The sequence below is a fragment of the Niallia sp. WK069_GA_01 genome, from assembly GCF_983173855.1.
Genome location: NZ_OZ470138.1, coordinates 1,350,979 through 1,372,726, shown reverse-complemented (window position 1 = coordinate 1,372,726; position 21,748 = coordinate 1,350,979). Strand labels below are relative to the sequence as shown.

Genomic DNA, 21,748 nt, shown 5'->3' with positions numbered 1-21,748 from the left:
CACACCTATTCGACTCAAAAGACAAAAGGTTTTATTTATATTTTTTTGACTTTTTTTATAACAAAATATGCACAGCCAAAATTACAGTATTCGTATAAATATTCTGTTAGAGTGCTTATTTTTGTATCAAAACTTGATTTTTGATTTTGATCGTCAAAAAAGCCACGCAGGCGCAATTGCCCATATCCCCAATCACCCACTATATAATCATATTTTGTTAAAATATCACTGTATCTATTTTTAAATGCTTCCTCGTTAAAAGCAGCTTTTCTCTCTTCAAGAAGCTCATAACAACAATTATTGATGCAAACCAAATAGAACACCTCCTTTTTGTATTATTATCTATTTTATATTTATTTGATGTAATGGAGACATACTACGATACTATTCCAGCCTTCTCTTTCTTACATTGCCATACCTTTTCATTATAACCTGTTAAAGGCCATTTACATAGGTATGATTATACAAAAACATTGATTTATTATCCTTCTGAAAGAGATTTTTTGCACGTTGAAGCCCGGATACGGACACAACCGTCAAATTATCCACATTCCCATTTCGTATATAATTTTCCTAAATTAAAAAAAGATGAAGAAACAGCATTAGCTATTCTCCATCTTTTTTAGAATGTATAATTATGCTTCTTGTGCGTGTTCTCCATTCATCTGATTTTTTTTCGCTGCATTTACTTGTTCATCTGCATGGTAGGAAGAACGCACTAAAGGTCCAGCTTCACAATGGCTAAATCCTTTGCTTAAAGCAATTTTTCTCAATTCTTTAAATTCATCGGGATGATAATACTTTTGAACCTTTAGATGTTTTTTTGTGGGCTGCAAGTATTGTCCAATGGTCATAATGTCTACATTATTTTTTCTTAAATCATCCATTGTAGCGATAATTTCTTCTTTTGTTTCTCCTAAACCAATCATCAGACTAGATTTAGTAGGGATTTGTGGATACATCTCTTTAGCTCTTTTTAGGAATTCTAAAGATCTGTCGTATTTTGCTCTTGCACGTACTCTTGGGGTTAATCGTTCTACAGTTTCAATATTATGATTAAGGATATCTGGCTTTGCATCCATTAACATTCTTAAATTGCTCTCTACTCCACCCATATCAGAAGGCAGCACTTCGATGCTTGTGAAAGGACTCTTTCTGCGTATTGCTCGAACTGTTTCAGCAAAAACAGCAGCACCGCCATCTTTTAGATCATCTCGTGCAACTGCTGTAATAACCGCATGCTTTAAATTCATACTAAAGACAGAGTCAGCTACTCGTTCTGGTTCTTGTAAATCCAGCTCAGTAGGCAATCCTGTTTTTACTGCACAGAATCGGCATGCTCTTGTACAAGTATCGCCAAGTATCATAAACGTTGCTGTTCTTCTTACAGCCCAGCATTCATGAATGTTTGGACATTTTGCCTCTTCACATACCGTATGAAGTTTTTTTTCTTTCATCATTTTTTTTAAACCTGTATAGTTTTCATTTGTATTTAACTTTATCTTTAACCATTCAGGTTTACGTATATACTCTTGCTTCTTATCCGCCATGCAAAATCATCTCCTAGCTTCTACAAATTTTTAACTATCTGTTTATTTATTGGATGGTAGTTATAAGAATATTGTCTTGTTATTTTTTCATTAAACCTAGCAAATATAAATCACTATTCTATAACACAGTTAATAATTTAGAACATGTATCATATACAAAGGATTCTAATCTCTATTCTTCATTGTCACTGTAACATAATGGACTTCCAGCTACAAGTTGAATACTCTTAAATTTACCATTAATTGATATAAATGATTCCTCGTTTTTCTCATAAAATAAGAGAACAATGCTTTTTAGAAGGGATGATTTTCATTTGCGTAAAATTATGGTATTACTACTAATATTAATTATAGCCGCCGCAAATACAACACCTGCTCATGCAGCAGAAAACACACAAGAAACTGTCTATGCACAGAGAATGGCATTATATAAAAAAATAGAAGGGATTTCTCAACTTCCTTGGTATTATATTGCTGCTGTAGATCAATATGAAAGAAATATTCGTTCTGCTAGAAGAGACCTTCCAAAAGCAAAGGGATTAACAGGTATTTATTTTGCCAATGAAAAATGGGCAGGACTTATTAACCCTAATGCAAAGGATACAAACCCAATAACGATAGAGCTTTTTGGAGGTTATGGAGTAGATGGAAACGGGGATGGAAAAGCAGATAATGTAAATGACGAGGATGTTCTTTATGCATTTACTAATTATATTCTCCAATATGGCATTGATGAAGATAATTTTAAAATAGGTCTCTGGAATTATTATAAAAGGGATAAAACAGTTGGAATCATCATGGGGAAAGCAGCCATTTATAAGCATTTCGGCAAATTGGAACTTGATTCACATGCTTTCCCCGTTCCTTTAAGCAGCAACTTTAGTTATCGCAGTACATGGGGGGATGCTAGAGGATGGGGTGGTAAAAGAATACATGAGGGTACCGATATCTTTGCAGATTACAGTGTACCAGTAAGAGCAACCTCTTATGGCATTGTCGAAATGAAAGGGTGGAATCGCTATGGGGGATGGCGTATCGGAATTCGGGATATCAACAATAATTACCATTATTTTGCTCATTTAAGCGGATTTTCAAAAGATTTAAAAGTCGGTAAAATTGTCGAGCCTGGTATGCTGATTGGCGGTGTGGGAAGTTCTGGATATGGTCCTCCTGGCACGTCTGGTAAATTCCCGCCACATTTGCATTATGGAATGTATAAAGATAATGGCAATACTGAATGGTCTTTTGATCCCTATGCTCATTTGCGATTATGGGAACGGCAGGAAAGACAAAAAGCTCGTAAATAGTGCTTCCCTGAAAAAAGGGGTTTAGGTCTCTCAATAAGTCCGCAGCCGGAATACACTTCGCTTTCCATGGAGCAGGCGCCGATCCTCCTGTCAGGTCTCGCCTTTCCCGCTAATCCCATAGGAGTCTTCGTGTATTCCGGCTGCTCTCTGCTTTATTAGAAGAATCTTTCTCAGAGTATCCAAAAAAAAGCAGGAATACAAAATTCCTGGCTGATTGGGGCTAGCAGGATGCTAGTCGCTAGACTCTGCCACAGGTCGTGGATTATTTAGGGAATTTTCCTTTTGGTTATTTTTTATTGTCTTTTGGTAGCTCTACAGATGGCACGGATCCGCTGCTTCCTCCATTATAAAATTGGGGAACATCTCCTTCGAATCCTGCCATCGCAATTAAAATATTTTGTTTTACTGTTGTTACTTCCGTCGCAAAAGGAATGATAATCTGAATATCTACTGTTAACTCTACATATGCCTTCACTACAACATAATTTATACCGACATTTTCCATCTTTGTTTTCAGATCCGATTTTACACTTCCAACAACATTAAATTTAATCGGAACTTTCGGACCAATATTCCCTAATATTGCATTATTTGTTGCTTGACCAACTGGTATGCTATACACAATTCCGTGCTGTTCTGCTGTTTTTTCTTTATTTACCTGTATATCTGTAAGCAGAGCTGCTTCCGAAATGTTTCCCTTTTCCATCTCCATAAGATTTTGCTGCACAATATGGACGATTTCCTGTTGCTTTTTCACCATCTGATCTGTATTAAAAACAAAGTTGTTACCACTTATATTTAAGTTATCACTTTCTTCTATCTTCTCATCTTTTAATGCATCGTTAATTACTAAAGATGCTATCTTCTTTGTTTGAGATTCTGCATACTGAACAAGTGTTGGCTTTAAGCCTTTATTAATCAACCATAAGCTGAAAAAAGTAGAAATAATAAAAAAGACAGCAGTTATTAGGAAAACCTGTTGAAATGATAGTGAACCTTTGCGAGGTAATATTCGACGAAAATAAAATTTCCGCAAAGTCTTCCCCTCCTTTTAATGCATTTATATGCATGTAACAGGACAGGTAGAAGCTATAATATTTATGTATAAATTAAATGATTGATTCACATTCCGTAATCACAATAGACAGACTTTCCTTTAAATCTATTTCATAAGGAGCAATCTCTGTTCCATCTTCTTTCTCAAGCACTCGAACAACAGGTCTTTCGTTTAATCCATTGTTTTGCCTGCAAATTACTCCCTTTTCTCCATTGCTTAAAGAGACACTGAGCCCATTAGGGTATAAAATAATCGCTTTTCGAAATGCTTCGACAATTTTCGCATCATACAGACTGTCAATCCCCCCATATAATATTTCTAATGCTTCATGGGGCAATAAAGCTCGCTTATACACTCTGTTTGAAGTAATAGCATCAAATACATCTGCAACCGCAATGATTTTTCCAAATAAATGTATTTCTTCGCCTTTTATGCCGCGTGGATAACCAGATCCGTTTATCCTTTCATGGTGCTGATATGCGCAATGTGCTACTAAAAGAGACATATTAGGAATATCTTTCAACATCTTATAGCCTGTTTCTGCATGGCTTTTTATGATCCCAAATTCTTGCTTTGTCAATTTTTCTGGTTTTAATAAAATTTTTAATGGAATATTGATTTTTCCAACATCATGCAAAATAGCACCAAGACCAAGTATTTTCAATTGGTTGGCTGTTAAATTCAACTCTATTCCTAATGCCAAAGAATAAATGGTAACATTTAAACTATGTGAAAATATATAATCATCATATAAAAAAACATCTGACATCATGGAAGATAATTCACGATGCCCCTGAAGTTCTTCGAGTACATTTGATATTAGTTTTTTAAAAGTAGAAGTAGCTTTTTCCATCATAATAAATTTTGATTTATTTACAGATTCTTTGATTTCTGTAAAATTGGTTTCGATTGTTTTCATCGCTTCTTTTTTTAAATCATCCGATATAGAAGGTTCTGGATAAATATCATTTGTTCTTCCATCTTCAATATATAAATACGAAATCCTTAACTCCATTAAACGTTTAATCATTTTATTATCGATTTTTACACCACTGTTAATTAATATTTTGCCTCTTTCATTAAGAATTGGTTTCGCTAATATTACGCCTTCAGCAATATACTTTGTTCCTATTAATCGCATCAATAACTCCCATTTCAGTTTATATATATGTATATTATAACGTAAAAAAACTTTAAAAAGATAATTCTTTATTTTCTTAAAATTCTTTTAATAATAAATTAATTCAAACTTCGCAGTTATAAATTTCTCTTCATGTATTAGCATAACTTGGTTTAGAGCAATTAGAAAAGGATGATTGATTCGTCTTTTCGGGTGTTTTTTTGCAAATATTATTCCTTATAAATAGGGGCAAGATTCTCGTTTCAGGATGCTCGCTTTCCGTGGGGCTCGCGCTGAGCCCACAGGAGTCTCGCATATCCGCTCCAATCAAGCCGTTTTGATGCATTAGTTTCTTTCGTTGAACTGGTGAAAACATCCATCTGATAGAAATAGACTAACAGTGCACATTTTGAGAGAACAACGTTGAATAATAACATAAAAAATCAATGCTACTAGTGTTTAGTCATCATACCTTGTCATGAAATTCGATGACAAGAACTTATTCTAAAACAGGTTGCTTGTAACGGAGGGTGCGAAGACTCCTGCGGGAAATGTGGGAAGGCTAAAGACCCCGCAAGGCAACGCCGAGGAGGCTCAAGCGTAGCCCCACGGAAAAAACCAGATAGAAATATATTAGCAATTTCTCTATCTGGTTTTCGATCTTATACTATGTCAGTTTCTCCCACACAAGTTCATGCACCAAACAGCTTTAAACCATTTTTAATAACGCATCTTTTCCTGCCATCCCTTTATAAATGCCATATTCTTGTGCTTCTATCGTTACAGATTCCAAAGGTGCCTCTAATAATTGCTCTATCGTTTTTACACCTACTGCTCTTCCAGCAATTATTTTCCGATCTTTTAATTTTTCATTCAGCAAAGCAACATCTAATGCTCCACACATAATATACCCTTTATCACTTTTAATTACGAGCAAATTTGTTTTAGGTAATTGCACACTGATTCCAATAAATGTTTGGTCTTCAATAGTAATTGGAAAAACATCTACCATCACACACCACTCTCCTCTTTTTCTAACAATATATTCGAAAAAGAAGGAACCGTGTATTTTATAACTACAGCTATTTCAGTTTTTCTGCAAGAATATTCCTCATGAATTCTGGAAGAAAGTACTCTTTTTCCTTGGCACGATAAATCGCTGGAAAGAAATTTCCAAATGTAAACATATCTGGTATCGCAACCGTATATTTGCTTTCTGCATCCATTTCTTTATCATCTATATAATAAGTTACCAGTTTTCCCGTTGTTTCGGATGTGATTCCATGAGAAATTATTTTCCCCATCAGCGTTCCACGAAAACCAAGGCCTTTCAAGTGGTAGTGCTCCCACTTATTATCCTTCATGTCTAATATAATTTCCTTTAACTCAGCTCCAGTTAATACTACTTTACATGGATTAATAGGATGCGGACAGATGGAAAGCAAATCAAAATAAGACACGACGCCTGCTTGTAGATTATTTAATATTAATCCTTCATTTAAAATGGCACAGTCAGCCTGACACCAAGATTGAATTTCTTTGCATAAATAGCTGGCGATTGATTCTTTTGACCATGTATCCGTTAAAATGCAAACTTCTTCGGAAAGTGCTTGCTTTCCTTGCTCATACAGATTTGCTATAAAAGCTTCTTCCTCTTGCGGAGCTGGCAGGTTTTTCGTTTCATACAGCTCTGCCTGTTTATCGATTATTCTTTTGCTTATTGGATCGACTGTTATCACCATATGCCCAGCAAAATATCCAAATTTACCTGCCGCTCCTAACAAACTGTTATTAATAAGCTTTCCTTGATGCAAAATATGATGTGTATGCGCCCCTAATATAATATCAATTTCCGGAAATCTTGCTGCCATTTCCTCGTCTTCATTAATGCCTAGATGAGATAACACAATAATGATATCTGCATTTTCTTTTAACAGAGAAAGCTGTTGCTCTAATTCAGTAAAAGGATCCGTTAATTTCCAGCCCAATAGTTCATATAAATGTTCAAAAAAAGCGGTAAGTCCTACCACTCCAATTTTTGTACCAGTATTTGTTTGATATATTTTATAAGGAATCAACCATTCCGGTCGTTCTCCATTTGCTTTATATAAATTCGCTAGAATTACATCAAATGATGCTTCTTGATACAGAGAGTCAAGTGCTTCATAAGATAGTGTTATCCCCTCATTATTACCAATCGTCACAGCGGTATAATTTTCTTCTTCTAATAAAGTGGAGTTGATTTTTCCTTTTGTAGCTTCTGTATACGGATGCCATAAATCCAAATGATCGCCAATATCAAAAAAATAAACTGGATCCCCAGCATCTTCATGCCATTTTTTTCTTTCTCTTAGCAGCTTGAAGATTTTCGGCCAATTTTCAAAATGGCTATGCAAATCATTTGTATGATAAATATGGATGACTTCCATTATTTCGCCTTCCTTTTTCGATTATTAATAAAGTATATGTTCCTTCTATGCTAATTAGGAATAGCTGATTAGCAAAGCGGAAGCGTCTTGAACAGCTCTGAAGAAAAATGTTCACATTACTTCTTACTTTAAAATAAATCTAATTGTCTTGGAGCTAAATCTGTATATTCAATTTTCAAAAGATCAAGAAGCTGCTTTGCGTTATCTGCTGCATCTCCACCTGAATTATTATTAAACACTATAAAAATATTACTGCAAACAGTATGTAAATAGTTAATATTTTCCGCCCATTCCAATAATTCTTTTTTATTATATTTGTAAAGATAACGGACTTCTCTCCACTTTGGATTATTTTTCTGCTGCCAGCCATGAAGATTCCTACCATGAAAACGAATTAATACATTCTCTTTAGTTGTTGGCTTCAAAACAGTTGGAACAGATCCACTACCTGCTTGTGGTTCATCACATATGCTATGAATCCATCTTTCTTCCTCCATAAACGTTAACGTTTTATTACGGAATTTCGAATTAAACCATGATTGATGACGAAACTCCAATGCACAAGGAATCTCTCCCATCATTTTCTTACAGAAACGTAAATAGTCAACATTTGGTTTTGTACAATCAAACCAAGGAGGAAACTGAAATAATACCATGCTTAATTTATTTGCTTTTTCAAATGGCTCAAGTGATGCCTTGAAGGATAAAAACATCTGTTCTTTCGATTCAGATGGCAATTCCTCTCGTTGATGACCCGTCATTCCTTGATATGCTTTTACGATAAATTGAAAAGTATCTGGCGTATCCGCCACCCACTTCTCTGCATTTTTTATGGACTGAATCGCATAAAATGATGCATCTAATTCAACTACCGGAAAATAACTCGCATATTCCAGCAATTTATTACGGGAAGAAGTGTGTGTACCATATAGACTGTCATGATCACCCCAGCCAGTTAAACCTATATTAATCATTCTATCACCTTTAAAAATATAAAATTCATCAATAATTTGTTTGTACTTTTTGCGATTATCATACAAAATTCTATTGTCTACAACATTATTTTCTTTCCTATAAATGGTTCTTCTTTTAAATATCATAACAATATTCAGCATAAATAACTACTATTTACTCAAAGCTAGGTATTAAATGATTTGCCAATAAAAAAATCGCATTCCGGAGTGGGATACGATTTTTGTGAGGTGATTTTCCCCAATAGAATCTTCCATTGAACATTTTTAGTATGACATTCACTATTGGAAATAATCGTAAGGATAAATAATTTAGCATTCGTTTTTCAAATTTGTCCTCATTTCAGTAGCTTTCATAGCTCGTTCGTTTCGTTTTTTTAATCAGCTCCAAGTATTGCAAATCTCCATATCCAACTGTCGGAAAAAGCGTGAATAGCTTATTAATTAATTCTGTTGTTGGTAAATCTTTGTTTTGGGAAATATACTTTACCACAGTATTATCTTCTTTTAGCATCTCTAAATATATGTCTATTGCTTGATACATTACTGAAAGTAGATCATTTGAAGGTTTTTTATGATCTACCAATACTTTTTTGTAAACAGAATAATAGTTGCCTAATTGAAGCTCAGTCTGACTTACTTTAAATTCATCCTCTTTGAAGCTATTTAAAAACACTTTTCCTCCATATCTAGACTGTTCGAGATAGGAAAGTATTGTAAGTAGGTTCATTTGACAAAACATGTCTTCACCAAACCATAAAACGATACATTTATATTCTTTATGAAAAAGATTGTCTAATGGATCAAGAACCTTTTTGATATAATTTTCTACTGACTCATGATGTCCCGATGCCCGTGTTTTTATAAAGTCTTTATCAAAAATCTTTTTAGTAGTCGAGTTTACACACATTGCTTCATTAAATGGAGCATAACTAGAAGCTCCCATTAGTTTTTTATCTTTAAATTCTTCATACATAGCCTGGCCATTTAATATGTGGAGCACGCATTTGTCAAACAGCTCACTCTTTTCACTTTGTAGCTTTTCAACTTCAGTGCTTCTAGAAATATTCATTTTATATTCTTCCTCCTCTATATTGATTGTGAGGTTAACAATTGCTTGAACGATGTTCAGGAGAATCTTTGCCCTTTGGCTTGTTTCTCAATGGAACTTCCCTGTATGCTTCTATATTTCATGAGCACCTCTACGCTCAAATGGACACATAATTAAAAGATTAATACACCTTAACTTTAAAAAATCCAATCCTCCTACGAGATTTGAATATGTGAGGTTAAGCAGGTTTTCACCCCCGAATTTAAGTTACTCATTAACGTTTTTATCATTACAATCAGACGAACAACTTTTTCTACACTACCATACATACGTTTTTCGGACCAATGATGATAAACATCATAAAATTCCCATCTTCTTAGGTGATTTAGTACTCTGTATCAGGATATATTATATCGCTAGGATTTAATATTTCATCGTCAATAAGATTTTCTCTTTCCACCATTTTACTCATCCGCATCTAACTTATTAATAACATTTAGAACAAATTCTTCCTTTAAATTCGTGTATTCATTGATGCCTTCATTGCTTTTACTTGTAAAATTCAGTTTGATTAATTCGTATTCTTCACGTAATCCTTTATTTTTATTTAATATATCTCGGAAGGTAACTAATTGAGACCATTTGTCTCCCTTATATTTAACTAAATGAATAAAATGAGTTTTAACCTTAAAAGTTCCATCTGTAAATTTAGCTAAAACTATTTCTTGTTCTCTTCCAACTCTCAAGCGGTAAAAACCTATTTTTTCAAATTCTTTAAACAAATCAGGTTTAATTTTATCTAGATTACTTACTCCTACTAATATATCAATTACAGGTTTTGCAGCAATATTTACAATTGCTGTGCTACCGATGTGTTCTATACACTCATAATCTAACCCTGTAGCAAGTTGAATTTCCTCTTTAATTTTCAAAAATCCTTTTTTCCATTCTTTGTTGTATGGAACGATTTTAACTTCGTTTTTCCCTAAACCTAACTGCATACTATTTACTCCTTTCAATTTAGAAATCCAAATCCATATTTTCTAATTTTATCTACCTGATTAATAATCCTTCATGAATTGAAAAACTTCAAGTTGAAACAAAATAAATTAATTCTTAGTAAAGAGTATTTTAAGAAGAACGAGGATGGGATCATTTTTGACAATTTTTTAGGAAATTATTTAACACCTTCTATTGTACGAAATTCATTATGACAATATTGCATTGAATATAAAGGAATCCCACGGATTTAGACAGACACATGCTGTACTGCTATCGGGGTCAGGAGCGAGTAGTAAATTTGTATCGCACAACGATTAGGACTAAAACAATTAGTAGAACAGCTGATACAGAACTGGATATAACGGAGAAAATAGAAAAAGACGAACTACAAAAATTCGCCTTCTACACTACAAGAAAATTTGCATCAGCACAAATCGGCTCGCCGATTATTTCCCTTGTTATATAAGTAAAAAAACCCTTGATATACCAAGGGTTTTTTCTACATTATCCTATTGAACCTTCCATCTCAAACTTGATTAAACGGTTCATTTCTACTGCATATTCCATAGGCAGCTCTTTTGTAAATGGTTCGATGAATCCCATTACAATCATTTCTGTTGCTTCTTCTTCTGAAATCCCTCTGCTCGTTAAGTAGAACAGCTGCTCTTCTGATACTTTAGAAACTTTCGCTTCATGTTCTAATGAAATATTGTCATTTAATATTTCGTTATACGGAATCGTATCAGATGTGGATTTATTATCCATAATTAATGTATCACATTCAATATTAGCACGCGCTCCGTCTGCTTTGCGTCCAAAATGAACAATTCCACGATAAGTTACCTTTCCACCATGTTTTGAAATAGATTTCGAAACAATAGTAGAAGAAGTATTTGGTGCTAAATGAATCATTTTTGCTCCTGCATCCTGATGTTGTCCCTTACCTGCAAGGGCAATGGATAATGTCATTCCTCTAGCGCCTTCTCCTTTTAAGATAACCGCTGGATATTTCATCGTTAGTTTCGAACCGATATTTCCATCAATCCATTCCATCGTGGCATTTGCATCACAAACGGCACGTTTCGTAACTAGGTTGTAAACATTGTTTGCCCAGTTTTGGATTGTTGTATAACGACAATAAGCATCCTTTTTAATGATGATTTCAACGACAGCACTATGAAGAGAGTTAGTTGTATAAACCGGTGCCGTACAACCCTCAACATAATGAACACTCGCTCCTTCATCCACAATAATTAATGTACGCTCAAACTGTCCCATATTTTCCGAGTTAATACGGAAATACGCTTGTAAAGGTGTATCTACCTTTACACCCTTTGGTACATAAATAAACGATCCACCAGACCATACAGCCGAGTTTAATGCAGAAAACTTATTATCTGTTGGAGGAATAACCGTTGCCCAATGTTCACGGAAAAGATCCTCATTTTCTCTTAATGCTGAATCTGTATCTTTAAATACAATTCCCATTGCCTCTAAATCTTCTTGCATATTGTGATAAACAACTTCAGATTCGTATTGTGCAGACACACCAGCCAAATACTTTTGCTCTGCTTCAGGGATACCTAGTTTATCAAATGTTTGTTTAATTTCCTCAGGAACTTCATCCCATGAACGTTCTGTTTTTTCTGATGGCTTTACATAATAAGTAATTTCATCAAAATTTAAAGATGCTAAATCTCCGCCCCATTGTGGCATTGGCATATTATAGAAATGCTCAAGAGACTTCAATCGAAAATCTAACATCCATTGAGGCTCATCCTTCAATTTAGAAATTTCTTCAACAATTTCTTTGGTTAAACCACGTTTCGAACGAAAGATAGAAACGTCTTTATCCGAAAATCCATATTTATAATCCCCAATATCGGGCATTTTTTTTGCCATTTCATTTTCCTCCATTCTATGTGCATGTTGTTGCCAACTCAATCAAAAAGTTTGATAATCGCTGCTCTTACAAGCCGTCATTAAAGCCCTTTTCCATTGCTTTCCACGCTAAAGTTGCACATTTAATTCTTGCTGGAAATTTACAAACACCCTGAAGTGCTTCAATATCTCCTAAATCTATCTCATCACTATATTCTTTTCCTTGCATCATCTCTGAAAAAGTTTTGGAAAGCTTAAATGCTTCTTCGACTGATTTCCCTTTAATGGCTTGTGTCATCATGGAAGCGGAAGACATGCTGATGGAGCAGCCTTCACCGTCAAATTTTGCGTCTTTCACTATTCCATCTTCAACCTGCAATGTTAGTAGAATGCGATCGCCACATGTAGGATTATTCATATTAACCGTTAGGCTGCCTTCCAAAACCCCTTTATTTCGGGGTTTTTTATAATGATCCATGATAACACTTCTATAAAGTGTATCTAAATTATTAAAAGACATCGCTGAAATACTCCTTTGTTTTACTTATTCCATCAACAAGTTTATCAATTTCATCTTCAGAGTTATACAGGTAGAAACTTGCTCTTGCAGTTGCAGATACATTGAGCCATTTCATTAATGGTTGTGCACAATGATGTCCTGCACGAACAGCAATTCCTTCCGCATCTAATACAGTAGCAACATCATGTGGATGTACATCTTCAATATTAAAGGTAATTACACCTGCACGATTCTCTGCACTATTTGGTCCATAAATAGTTAAACCGTTTATCGTAGACATTTTTTCTAATGCATATGCTGCCAGCTTATGTTCATGTTCGATAATTGTATCTAAACCAATCTCTTGAAGAAAATCAATTGCCGCACCTAAACCAATTGCTCCTGCAATAATAGGTGTTCCCCCTTCAAACTTCCATGGGAGTTCTTTCCAAGTAGATTCGTATAAACCTACAAAATCAATCATTTCTCCACCAAATTCAATAGGTTCCATCTTTTCTAGAAGATGTTTTTTCCCATATAATACACCAATTCCAGTTGGACCACACATTTTATGACCAGAAAATCCAAGAAAGTCACAATCAATATCTTGAACATCTATTTTCATATGTGGAGCGCCCTGAGCTGCATCAACAACTAATACTGCTCCATATTTATGAGCAATAGCAGCAATTTCCTTGACTGGATTAATCACGCCTAATACATTAGAAACGCAAGTGACAGATACAAGTTTAGTCGAATTTGTAATGGTTGCTTCTACATCTGTTATAGAAAGTGTGCCATCGTTTTGCAGTGGAAAATACTTTAACGTAGCACCTGTTCGCTTCGCCACTTGCTGCCAAGGAATTATATTGCTATGGTGCTCCATCGGGGTAATGATAATTTCATCGCCCTCTTTCAGATTAGCCATAGCATAACTTTGTGCAACTGTATTTAACGCAGTCGTTGTACCTCTAGTAAAAATGATTTCTTCCACTGATTTGGCATTTAGGAAATTTTTAACCTTTTCTCTTGCACCTTCATACCCATCAGTTGCTTTCGTTCCTAGCGTATGCACACCTCGGTGTACATTCGAATTATACTCTCGATAGTACTTATCTATAGCTTCAATAACCTGAACCGGCTTTTGAGAAGTTGCAGCACTGTCTAAATAAACCAAAGGATGACCGTTTACTTCTTGATTTAAAATGGGAAAGTATTGACGAATATTTTGGATATTCATTATTTTACTTTCCTTTCAATAATTTCAACCAATTGCTTTTTAACACCTTCAATTGGAAGTTTTTCCACAACAGGTGCCAAGAAACCATGAATAACTAGTCTTTCTGCTTCATGTTTAGAAATCCCGCGGCTCATTAAGTAATATAATTGCAACGGATCTACTCTTCCAACAGATGCAGCATGACCTGCTGTTACATCATCCTCATCGATAAGTAAGATTGGATTGGCGTCTCCTCTTGCTTTTTCACTTAGCATCAACACTCGTGATTCTTGCTCAGCGTTAGCCTTTGTTGCACCATGTTCAATTTTCCCAATACCATTAAAGATTGAAGAAGCACTGTCTTTCATAACACCATGCTTTAGAATATACCCTTCAGAGTTTTTGCCAAAATGAACAACTTTTGTTGTAAAGTTTTGCTTTTGTTCTCCGCGTCCGACTACAACTGATTTTGTATCACCATATGATCCATCACCAATCAAGTTAGTAGTATTTTCTGAAATAGTATTTCCATCATTCATAAATCCTAATGCCCATTCGATTTTCGCATCACGATTGGCAATACCACGTCTATTAATATAGCTTGTAATTCCTTTAGCTAAATTATCAACTGCACCATATTGCACTTTAGCATTTGCATTTGCAATCACTTCTGTAGCAATATTAAATACAGCATTTTCCGGCTCCACTGTTGATACATAGTTTTCAACATATACAACAGAGCTATTATCTTCTGCAACCACTAATACGTGATTAAATAAATTTGCTTCTTTATCATCATGTAAAAAGATCGCTTGGATTGGTTCTTCCAATTCCACATTTTTTGGAACATATAAGAATATGCCGCCATTCAGCAATGCCGCATGAAGTGCTGTTAGACGGTGTTCATCTACTTTTACAGCGTCTTTCATAAAATATTTTTGTACAAGATCACTATATTCTCTTGCCGCTGTAAATATATCTGTAAAAATAACGCCTTTTTCCTTTAACTCATTTGATACAGCTAAAAAAGTAGGACGGTTATTCCTTTGGATGTAAAGCGTCTTATTTTTTTCTAAATCGATCAGTGCTTTCACTTCATCTGGAAAGTCGTTTACATTCGTAAAATCTTCACTGCTCACAATATGTTTTTCAATTTTTGTCAGATTCCAATTTGTTATTTTGGTTTTATCAGGTCTTGGCATTGGAAGAGTATCAGCATTTTCTAACGCCTGTACACGTAACGCCGTTAACCAAGCCGGTTCGCCCATATCCTTTGAAAAGGATGTTATATATTCCTTATCGAAAGGCAATTTAATTTCAGTCGTCATGTCAATCCCCCTAAACTTTACGCTTCTTGTCCAACTGTTTCGTCTTCAATACCAAGCTCTTGCTTAATCCAATCATAACCTTCTGCTTCTAAACGTTGAGCAAGCTCTGCTCCACCAGATTTAACGATTTTACCTTGCATCATTACATGAACAAAATCTGGCTTAATATAATTCAACAACCTTTGGTAATGTGTAATAATCAGGCAGCCGAAGTCTTCTCCGCGCATCTTGTTAATCCCTTTTGAAACGACTTTTAATGCATCAATATCTAATCCAGAATCGATTTCATCAAGAATAGCGATTTTTGGTTCCAGCATCATTAATTGCAGAATTTCATTTCGTTTTTTCTCTCCGCCAGAGAAACCTTCATTTAAATATCTTTGAGCCATGTCTGGATCCATTTCAAGGAATTCCATGTTGCTGTCCATTTTACGGATAAATTTCATTAGAGAAATTTCATTTCCTTCTTCAAGACGACTGTTGATCGCAGAGCGAAGAAAGTCAGCATTTGTTACACCGCTTATTTCACTTGGATATTGCATAGCAAGGAAAAGACCTGCACGAGCTCGCTCATCTACTTCCATGTCTAATACATCTGCATCATCTAGTGTTACAGTTCCACTTGTTACTTCATATTTTGGATGTCCCATAATAGCGGAAGAAAGAGTAGACTTTCCAGTTCCGTTAGGTCCCATGATTGCGTGGATTTCTCCACCCTTAATTTCAAGATTTAAACCTTTTATAATTTCTTTTTCTTCTATTGCTACATGCAAATCGTTAATAACCAATTTTGATTGACTCATTATTTTTATACCCCCATAATTAAAGAAGTTTAGTTTATAAATTTTCGAAAACTTCATTATCAATTTATTCTCATTCTTATCTTATAACAAATAAAAACTCATAGCAACCTATAGGAACATATATTGAACTTTCAATTAACATTGTAAAAGATTATAGCCTAATAGTAGCCTATTTTTATGTTATATATATGTATTTCTTGAATTGTTCGGAAAACTTTCAAAATTAACTGAATATTCTTATTTTCGTTAATTATTTACTATGATTTTACAGTCCATTGTGCATAACCTATGACAATTCCCTTATTGATTCCGTACTTAGTGGTTTTTCCTTTTTTTTCGATGAACACGGGGAGTGAACGAAGAGAGCAGCGTTTTTCAACAGTCTGAGAACCAGGAGAAAAACTGGTTCTCCTTTCTATCATTGCTTGAACGAATTTAACTCTACAATGGCCTCTTGGACTAATGTAACTGCTTGACTCATTGTAGCACCTCCGCCAAATGCAGCAGTTACTCCTATTGCTTCCATTATTTCCTGCTCCGAGCAGCCTTGATCTAGACAGCCTTTCACATGATAAATAATACAATATTCATCCTGAGCATACACACTAATCCCCAATGCTATCAATTGCTTTTGCTTTTGGGTTACTGTCCCTTCTTGAAAACAGATTTCAGTAAATGCATTAAAAGCTTGTGTTAATTCAGGCATCTTTTCAGTAAAAGTACCCAATCCCTGTTTATAATGATGTAAAGCATTTTCTACTGAATGACTCGTTTGATAATCCAAATTTTCCACTCCTTTTGTTCTAAGAAAGATCTCTACTAGTATTTATTATTATCATTTTTTCTATTCTCTTTTGAAATTACTCTATAGGTGTAAAAGAAGAAATAGTTTTGTGAGAAGCATTCCTTTTATTGTAATAGGGTAATGGGGCGGAGAAAATGAAGGACTGAAATCATAACAAGAAACCAAAAAAGGGGCATCCAACTGCCGAAGTATCGACTTTTTGGACAACCCCTTTCTGCTTATCTTCTATTATTTAGATACAGGTAGAACTGCACCTTTGTACTCTGAAGTAATGAAGTCTTGAATTTCTTTAGACTGTAATACCTCTACTAATGTTTTAATGGATTCTTTGTTTTCATCTTCTTTACGTACAACAATAATGTTTGCATAAGGAGATTCGCTACCTTCAATTTCAATCGAATCTTTTACTGGTTTTAGTCCTGCATCCAATGCATAGTTTGCATTAATTACGACAGCATCTCCCTCATTATTGTTATAAATTTGCGGTAATAATGCTGGCTCATAATCAGGTTTAAATTTAATATTTTTAGGATTTTCAACAATATCTTTTACCGTTGCATCCACTTTATTAACTCCATCTTTTAATTTAATAAGTCCGCCTTTTTCTAATAAAGAAAGAATACGTCCATGTTCAGAAACTGAATTACTGAAAATAATAGTAGCTCCTTTTGGCAATTCATCTAAGCTTTTATATTTTTTAGAGAATACAGCCATTGGTTCAATATGAACTGCTCCAGCATTAACGAAATCATACCCATTATCTTTAATTTGCAATTCTAAGTAAGGAATATGTTGAAAATAGTTAGCATCTAATTCTTTTGATTCTAAAGCTTTATTTGGCAATACATAATCTTGGAATTTTTTAATTTCTAAATCAATGCCTTTTTGAGCTAAAATTGGTTTTGCTTTTTCTAAAATTTCAGCATGTGGTACATTAGATGCACCTATTACTAATTTTGTATTTTCTTTACCGTCTCCGTTTGTTCCTTCTTTAGTAGATGTTCCACAAGCTGCAAGAACAAATACAAATGTAAATGCTAGTAATAATGATAATAATTTTTTCATATTATTCGTCTCCTTTATCTTTTGTCTATTTTTGCTGTTATATAATCCCCAATAAATTGGATAATAAATACTATAATAAGGATAACAATCGTTGCCATTAACGTGACATCAGGACGACCGCGTTGAAAACCTTCTAAATAAGCTAAATTACCAAGACCTCCAGCACCAATTACTCCTGCCATTGCAGTGGAACCGACTAAAGCAATCGTGGTTACCGTGATCCCTGAAACTAATGCCGGCATGGATTCAGGCAATAAAACCTTAAAGATAATAGTGAGTGGTTTTGCCCCCATGGATTTTGCTGCTTCAATTACACCTTTATCTACTTCTCTTAATCCTATTTCCACCAACCTAGCATAAAATGGAGCTGCTCCAATTATAAGTGCTGGCAGTGCGGCTTTTGCTCCAATCATACTTCCAACAAGAAGAGTGGTTAAAGGAATTAATAACACAATTAATATAATGAAAGGAATAGAACGAAAAATATTCACGATAGCACTTATAATTGTATTTAAAAAGGAATTTCCCCACATATTTCCTTTAGCTGTCAAAAACAAGGTAATCCCTAATATGATTCCTAAGATAAAGGTAACTATAATAGAAAAACTTGTCATATATAATGTTTCCTTTGTTGCCAGCCACATAGTATCCCATTCAACATTTGGAAAAAAACGTGTCATCATAACTCAATCACCTCCACGCTAATTTCCTGGGTTTGCAGAAATTGCAGTGCCTTTTCTGTCTCCTCTTTTTCACCATCAATATGAATATATAATGTTCCATAAGAGCCATTCTGCGTTGGGCTAATTTTCCCTTGTATAATATTTACTGATATATTAAATGCACGAATAAGCTTTGTGATAACAGGCTGTTCCGCATTTTCTCCAACAAATCCTAACACCACTACTTTTCCGGAAGTATACCGTGAAGTAATATGTTCAATAGAATCTTTGGCGTTTTCAGGTTCAATGACCTGCTGCACAAATCTTTTCGTTATCTCTTGCTGAGGATTTTTAAACACATCAATCACTGGTCCTGACTCTACCACTTTCCCGTTTTCCATTACTGCAACACGATGTGCTATTTTTCTAATAACGTGCATTTCATGAGTTATCAATACAATCGTTAAACCTAAGCGTTTATTAATATCTACTAATAACTCAAGAATGGCATCCGTTGTTTGTGGATCAAGTGCAGAAGTAGCTTCATCACAAAGCAGCACTTTTGGATCATTAGCAAGTGCTCTTGCTATCCCCACTCTTTGCTTTTGTCCACCGCTTAATTGGGAAGGATAAGCATGTTCTCTTCCTTCTAAGCCAACAAGTTTGACCAATTCTGCCACTTTCTTTTCTCTTATTCCTTTTTTTACTCCTGCTATTTCGAGCGGAAAACTAATGTTTTGTTTCACGGTTCTTGACCAAAGCAAGTTGAAATGTTGAAAAATCATACTAATTTCTTGACGAGCTTTTCTCAGTTTACTTCCCTTTATTTTGGATACTTCATGTCCAGCTACGGTTACATTTCCTTCGCTAGGAATTTCCAAGCCATTTAACATACGAATTAACGTACTTTTGCCTGCACCACTATAGCCAATCACACCAAATATTTCTCCTTGGGAAATGCTTAGATTGACATTATCTACTGCTGTTATTTTCCCTTTTTTAGAAGGGTATTTTTTTTGTACATTATTAATACTGATCATTTTCTTCACCTACTTTTGTCACCACTATTCTATCAATAAACTAATTAGCTTATTATTCTTCTATATCTTTTGAGTGATGTACTAGATTCATACTTATTTTAATTACAAAAAAGCCTTTCTGCATTTTATGAGCAGAAAGGCTGAAAGATTTCCTTAACCTTCCTCTCATCTATCAAAGCGAATGCTTTGTGTGAATTGGCACCATGTCAGTTAAAACTAACGGTTGCCGGGTTTCATCGGGCACATCCCTCCACCTCTCTTGATAAGAGTAACTATTTATAATAATTGATAATTGTCTTGCTAATAAGTTGATAGACGTAATGTAACATGGTAATTAAGTAAGTGTCAATGCTTTAAAACATCTTTTTTAGAATAATGTTTTTTCTGAATATTTAATCTTTTATGTCAGATTATCTAACAAAAACATTCAATTGAAATTTCCATCTTTTTGTATTGCCTTTTCAATGGCCTGCTCTAAATCGGCAATAAGGTCATCCACATGTTCAATACCAACAGATAAACGGAGTAAATCTTCTGGAACTCCTGCTTCTTTTAATTCTTCTTTATTTAATTGTTGATGCGTTGTACTTGCAGGATGAATAACTAAACTCTTTGCATCTCCAACATTTGCAACATGTGCCCATAATTGCAGCGAGTTAATAAACTTCGCTCCACTTGCTCTTTCTCCTTCTATGCCGAAAACTATTACCGCTCCTGCGCCTTTAGGTAGATATTTCTGAGACAACTCGTAATCAGGATGAGTAGATTCTCCAGGGTATAACACCCATTTTACTGCAGGGTGAGACTGTAAATATTCAACGATTCTTTTCGTATTTGCTACATGCTCCTTCATTCTTAAATGAAGCGTTTCTAAACCTAAAATAAATTGAAAAGCATTCTGCGGACTAAGCGCTGGTCCAAAGTCACGAAGTAATTGAACTCTCGCTTTGGTAATATAGGCGGTTTTTCCAAGAGCGACGCTATAAACTAAATGATGATAGCTTGGGTCTGGTTCAATAAATCCTGGGAATTTTGGAGAATTCCAATCAAACTTCCCTCCATCTACTATTACTCCACCTAATGTTGTACCATTTCCCACCAACCATTTTGTGGCAGAATGAATAACAATATCTGCTCCGAATTCAATTGGTCTGCATAAATATGGTGTAGCAAAAGTATTGTCTATCATAAGTGGGATGCCGGCTGCATGAGCGATAGCTGCGATTTTTTCAATGTCTAATACTTTTAAACTAGGATTACCGATTGTTTCCGTGAAAATAGCTTTCGTTTTTTCCGTTATCGCATAACGAAAATTATCTGGATGATCTGGATCAACAAACTTAACGCTAATTCCATATTTGGGTAATGTATTAGCAAATAAGTTATACGTCCCTCCATAAAGATTGGAAGCAGCCACAATTTCATCACCTGCTTGCGCCACATTTAATATTGCCAAAGTAATCGCTGCTTGCCCGCTTGCTACTGCTAACGCACCAACTCCACCTTCTAATAAATTTACTCTTTCTTCAAATACTGTAACAGTCGGATTATGAATCCTTGTATAAATAAATCCCGGTTCTTTTAACCCGAATAAATTAGCTGCATGTTCAGTATCTTTAAACTGATAAGCATTATTTTGGTAAATCGGTACTGCTCTTGCTCCCGTTGTCGGATCAGGCTGTAATCCCCCATGAACACTTAAAGTTTCAAAATGGTAAGTTTTTTTTTCGTTTGTCATTTTTAATCTCCTTTATTTTCATCATGTAGAAGAGGGATTAACACTGCACAAAGTTTGCAACGTAAAAAAACCCTCATTCATAAGAAGAGGGCCATATATCAACTCTTCTTATCTTTCAAAGCCAACTAAGTAGCTCTGCTGGAATTAGCACCGTATAAATACGGTTGCCGGGTTTCAAAGGGCCAGTCCCTCCACCACTCTTGATAAGAACTTATTTAATT

The 21,748-nt window shown here is 34.8% G+C and carries 20 protein-coding genes, 1 pseudogene and 2 riboswitches; of the genes and pseudogenes, 2 read left to right on the top strand and 19 right to left on the bottom strand.

Annotated features, from left to right (window positions below; all coding sequences use genetic code 11):
• Positions 1-35: 35 nt before the first annotated feature.
• Positions 36-314 (bottom strand): YutD family protein, encoded by a 279-nt coding sequence (locus tag AC5LWL_RS06485; RefSeq protein WP_493433560.1) that lies wholly within the window; start codon positions 312-314, stop codon positions 36-38.
• Positions 315-635: 321 nt separating this feature from the next.
• Complete coding sequence (gene lipA / locus AC5LWL_RS06480; protein WP_493433559.1) at positions 636-1,550, bottom strand: lipoyl synthase; 915 nt, start codon at positions 1,548-1,550, stop codon at positions 636-638.
• 314 nt (positions 1,551-1,864) lie between these two features.
• On the opposite strand from lipA, the gene AC5LWL_RS06475 reads away from it, so the two are divergent.
• Positions 1,865-2,857 carry a M23 family metallopeptidase gene (locus tag AC5LWL_RS06475; RefSeq protein WP_493433558.1) on the top strand — a complete coding sequence of 331 codons (993 nt, stop codon included), beginning with the start codon at positions 1,865-1,867 and terminating at the stop codon, positions 2,855-2,857.
• A 286-nt stretch (positions 2,858-3,143) separates the two neighbouring features.
• Here AC5LWL_RS06475 and yunB read toward each other — a convergent pair whose 3' ends face one another.
• The 7 genes and pseudogenes from yunB to AC5LWL_RS06440 form a co-directional block, all read right to left on the bottom strand.
• Complete coding sequence (gene yunB / locus AC5LWL_RS06470; protein WP_493433557.1) at positions 3,144-3,893, bottom strand: sporulation protein YunB; 750 nt, start codon at positions 3,891-3,893, stop codon at positions 3,144-3,146.
• Positions 3,894-3,966: 73 nt separating this feature from the next.
• Complete coding sequence (locus AC5LWL_RS06465) at positions 3,967-5,055, bottom strand: HD-GYP domain-containing protein (RefSeq protein WP_493433556.1); 1,089 nt, start codon at positions 5,053-5,055, stop codon at positions 3,967-3,969.
• 688 nt (positions 5,056-5,743) lie between these two features.
• A complete protein-coding gene (locus tag AC5LWL_RS06460) occupies positions 5,744-6,046 on the bottom strand; it encodes a YunC family protein (protein ID WP_493436556.1) in 303 nt (100 codons plus the stop codon).
• 70 nt (positions 6,047-6,116) lie between these two features.
• Positions 6,117-7,463, bottom strand: a complete 1,347-nt coding sequence (locus tag AC5LWL_RS06455; RefSeq protein WP_493433555.1) for a bifunctional metallophosphatase/5'-nucleotidase — start codon at positions 7,461-7,463, stop codon at positions 6,117-6,119.
• Positions 7,464-7,591: 128 nt separating this feature from the next.
• Positions 7,592-8,437, bottom strand: coding sequence for a DUF72 domain-containing protein (locus AC5LWL_RS06450; protein ID WP_493436555.1), 846 nt, complete (start codon positions 8,435-8,437; stop codon positions 7,592-7,594).
• Between the two features lie 340 nt (positions 8,438-8,777).
• Positions 8,778-9,557, bottom strand: a pseudogene (locus AC5LWL_RS06445) (AraC family transcriptional regulator); the annotation flags it as partial.
• A gap of 392 nt (positions 9,558-9,949) precedes the next feature.
• Entirely contained in the window at positions 9,950-10,486 is a 537-nt protein-coding gene (locus AC5LWL_RS06440; protein WP_493433554.1) for a GrpB family protein, read from the bottom strand.
• 299 nt (positions 10,487-10,785) lie between these two features.
• Between AC5LWL_RS06440 and AC5LWL_RS06435 the strand changes: the two genes are divergently transcribed.
• Entirely contained in the window at positions 10,786-10,953 is a 168-nt protein-coding gene (locus tag AC5LWL_RS06435) for a hypothetical protein (protein WP_493433553.1), read from the top strand.
• Positions 10,954-10,991: 38 nt separating this feature from the next.
• On the opposite strand, the gene sufB is transcribed toward AC5LWL_RS06435, so the two are convergent.
• The 10 genes from sufB to AC5LWL_RS06385 form a co-directional block, all read right to left on the bottom strand.
• Positions 10,992-12,389 (bottom strand): Fe-S cluster assembly protein SufB, encoded by a 1,398-nt coding sequence (gene sufB / locus AC5LWL_RS06430; protein WP_493433552.1) that lies wholly within the window; start codon positions 12,387-12,389, stop codon positions 10,992-10,994.
• Positions 12,390-12,456: 67 nt separating this feature from the next.
• A complete protein-coding gene (gene sufU, locus AC5LWL_RS06425; protein ID WP_493433551.1) occupies positions 12,457-12,888 on the bottom strand; it encodes a Fe-S cluster assembly sulfur transfer protein SufU in 432 nt (143 codons plus the stop codon).
• Positions 12,878-14,107, bottom strand: coding sequence for a cysteine desulfurase (locus AC5LWL_RS06420; protein ID WP_493433550.1), 1,230 nt, complete (start codon positions 14,105-14,107; stop codon positions 12,878-12,880). Before AC5LWL_RS06420 ends, sufU begins: the two co-directional genes overlap by 11 nt.
• Positions 14,107-15,414, bottom strand: a complete 1,308-nt coding sequence (gene sufD, locus AC5LWL_RS06415) for a Fe-S cluster assembly protein SufD (protein WP_493433549.1) — start codon at positions 15,412-15,414, stop codon at positions 14,107-14,109. Before sufD ends, AC5LWL_RS06420 begins: the two co-directional genes overlap by 1 nt.
• A 17-nt stretch (positions 15,415-15,431) precedes the next feature.
• Positions 15,432-16,217 carry a Fe-S cluster assembly ATPase SufC gene (gene sufC, locus AC5LWL_RS06410; RefSeq protein WP_493433548.1) on the bottom strand — a complete coding sequence of 262 codons (786 nt, stop codon included), beginning with the start codon at positions 16,215-16,217 and terminating at the stop codon, positions 15,432-15,434.
• 418 nt (positions 16,218-16,635) lie between these two features.
• Positions 16,636-17,001, bottom strand: a complete 366-nt coding sequence (locus AC5LWL_RS06405) for a carboxymuconolactone decarboxylase family protein (RefSeq protein ID WP_493433547.1) — start codon at positions 16,999-17,001, stop codon at positions 16,636-16,638.
• A gap of 249 nt (positions 17,002-17,250) precedes the next feature.
• A complete protein-coding gene (locus AC5LWL_RS06400) occupies positions 17,251-18,087 on the bottom strand; it encodes a MetQ/NlpA family ABC transporter substrate-binding protein (RefSeq protein ID WP_493433546.1) in 837 nt (278 codons plus the stop codon).
• Positions 18,088-18,101: 14 nt separating this feature from the next.
• On the bottom strand, positions 18,102-18,770 hold the full coding sequence (locus AC5LWL_RS06395; RefSeq protein ID WP_493433545.1) for a methionine ABC transporter permease: 669 nt from the start codon (positions 18,768-18,770) through the stop codon (positions 18,102-18,104).
• Positions 18,767-19,789, bottom strand: a complete 1,023-nt coding sequence (locus tag AC5LWL_RS06390) for a methionine ABC transporter ATP-binding protein (RefSeq protein WP_493433544.1) — start codon at positions 19,787-19,789, stop codon at positions 18,767-18,769. The genes AC5LWL_RS06395 and AC5LWL_RS06390 overlap by 4 nt, the downstream gene beginning before the upstream one ends.
• A gap of 162 nt (positions 19,790-19,951) precedes the next feature.
• Positions 19,952-20,058, bottom strand: a riboswitch (SAM riboswitch).
• Positions 20,059-20,216: 158 nt separating this feature from the next.
• Positions 20,217-21,527 carry an O-acetylhomoserine aminocarboxypropyltransferase/cysteine synthase family protein gene (locus AC5LWL_RS06385; RefSeq protein ID WP_493433543.1) on the bottom strand — a complete coding sequence of 437 codons (1,311 nt, stop codon included), beginning with the start codon at positions 21,525-21,527 and terminating at the stop codon, positions 20,217-20,219.
• Between the two features lie 105 nt (positions 21,528-21,632).
• A riboswitch (SAM riboswitch) is annotated at positions 21,633-21,737 on the bottom strand.
• Positions 21,738-21,748 lie beyond the last annotated feature (11 nt).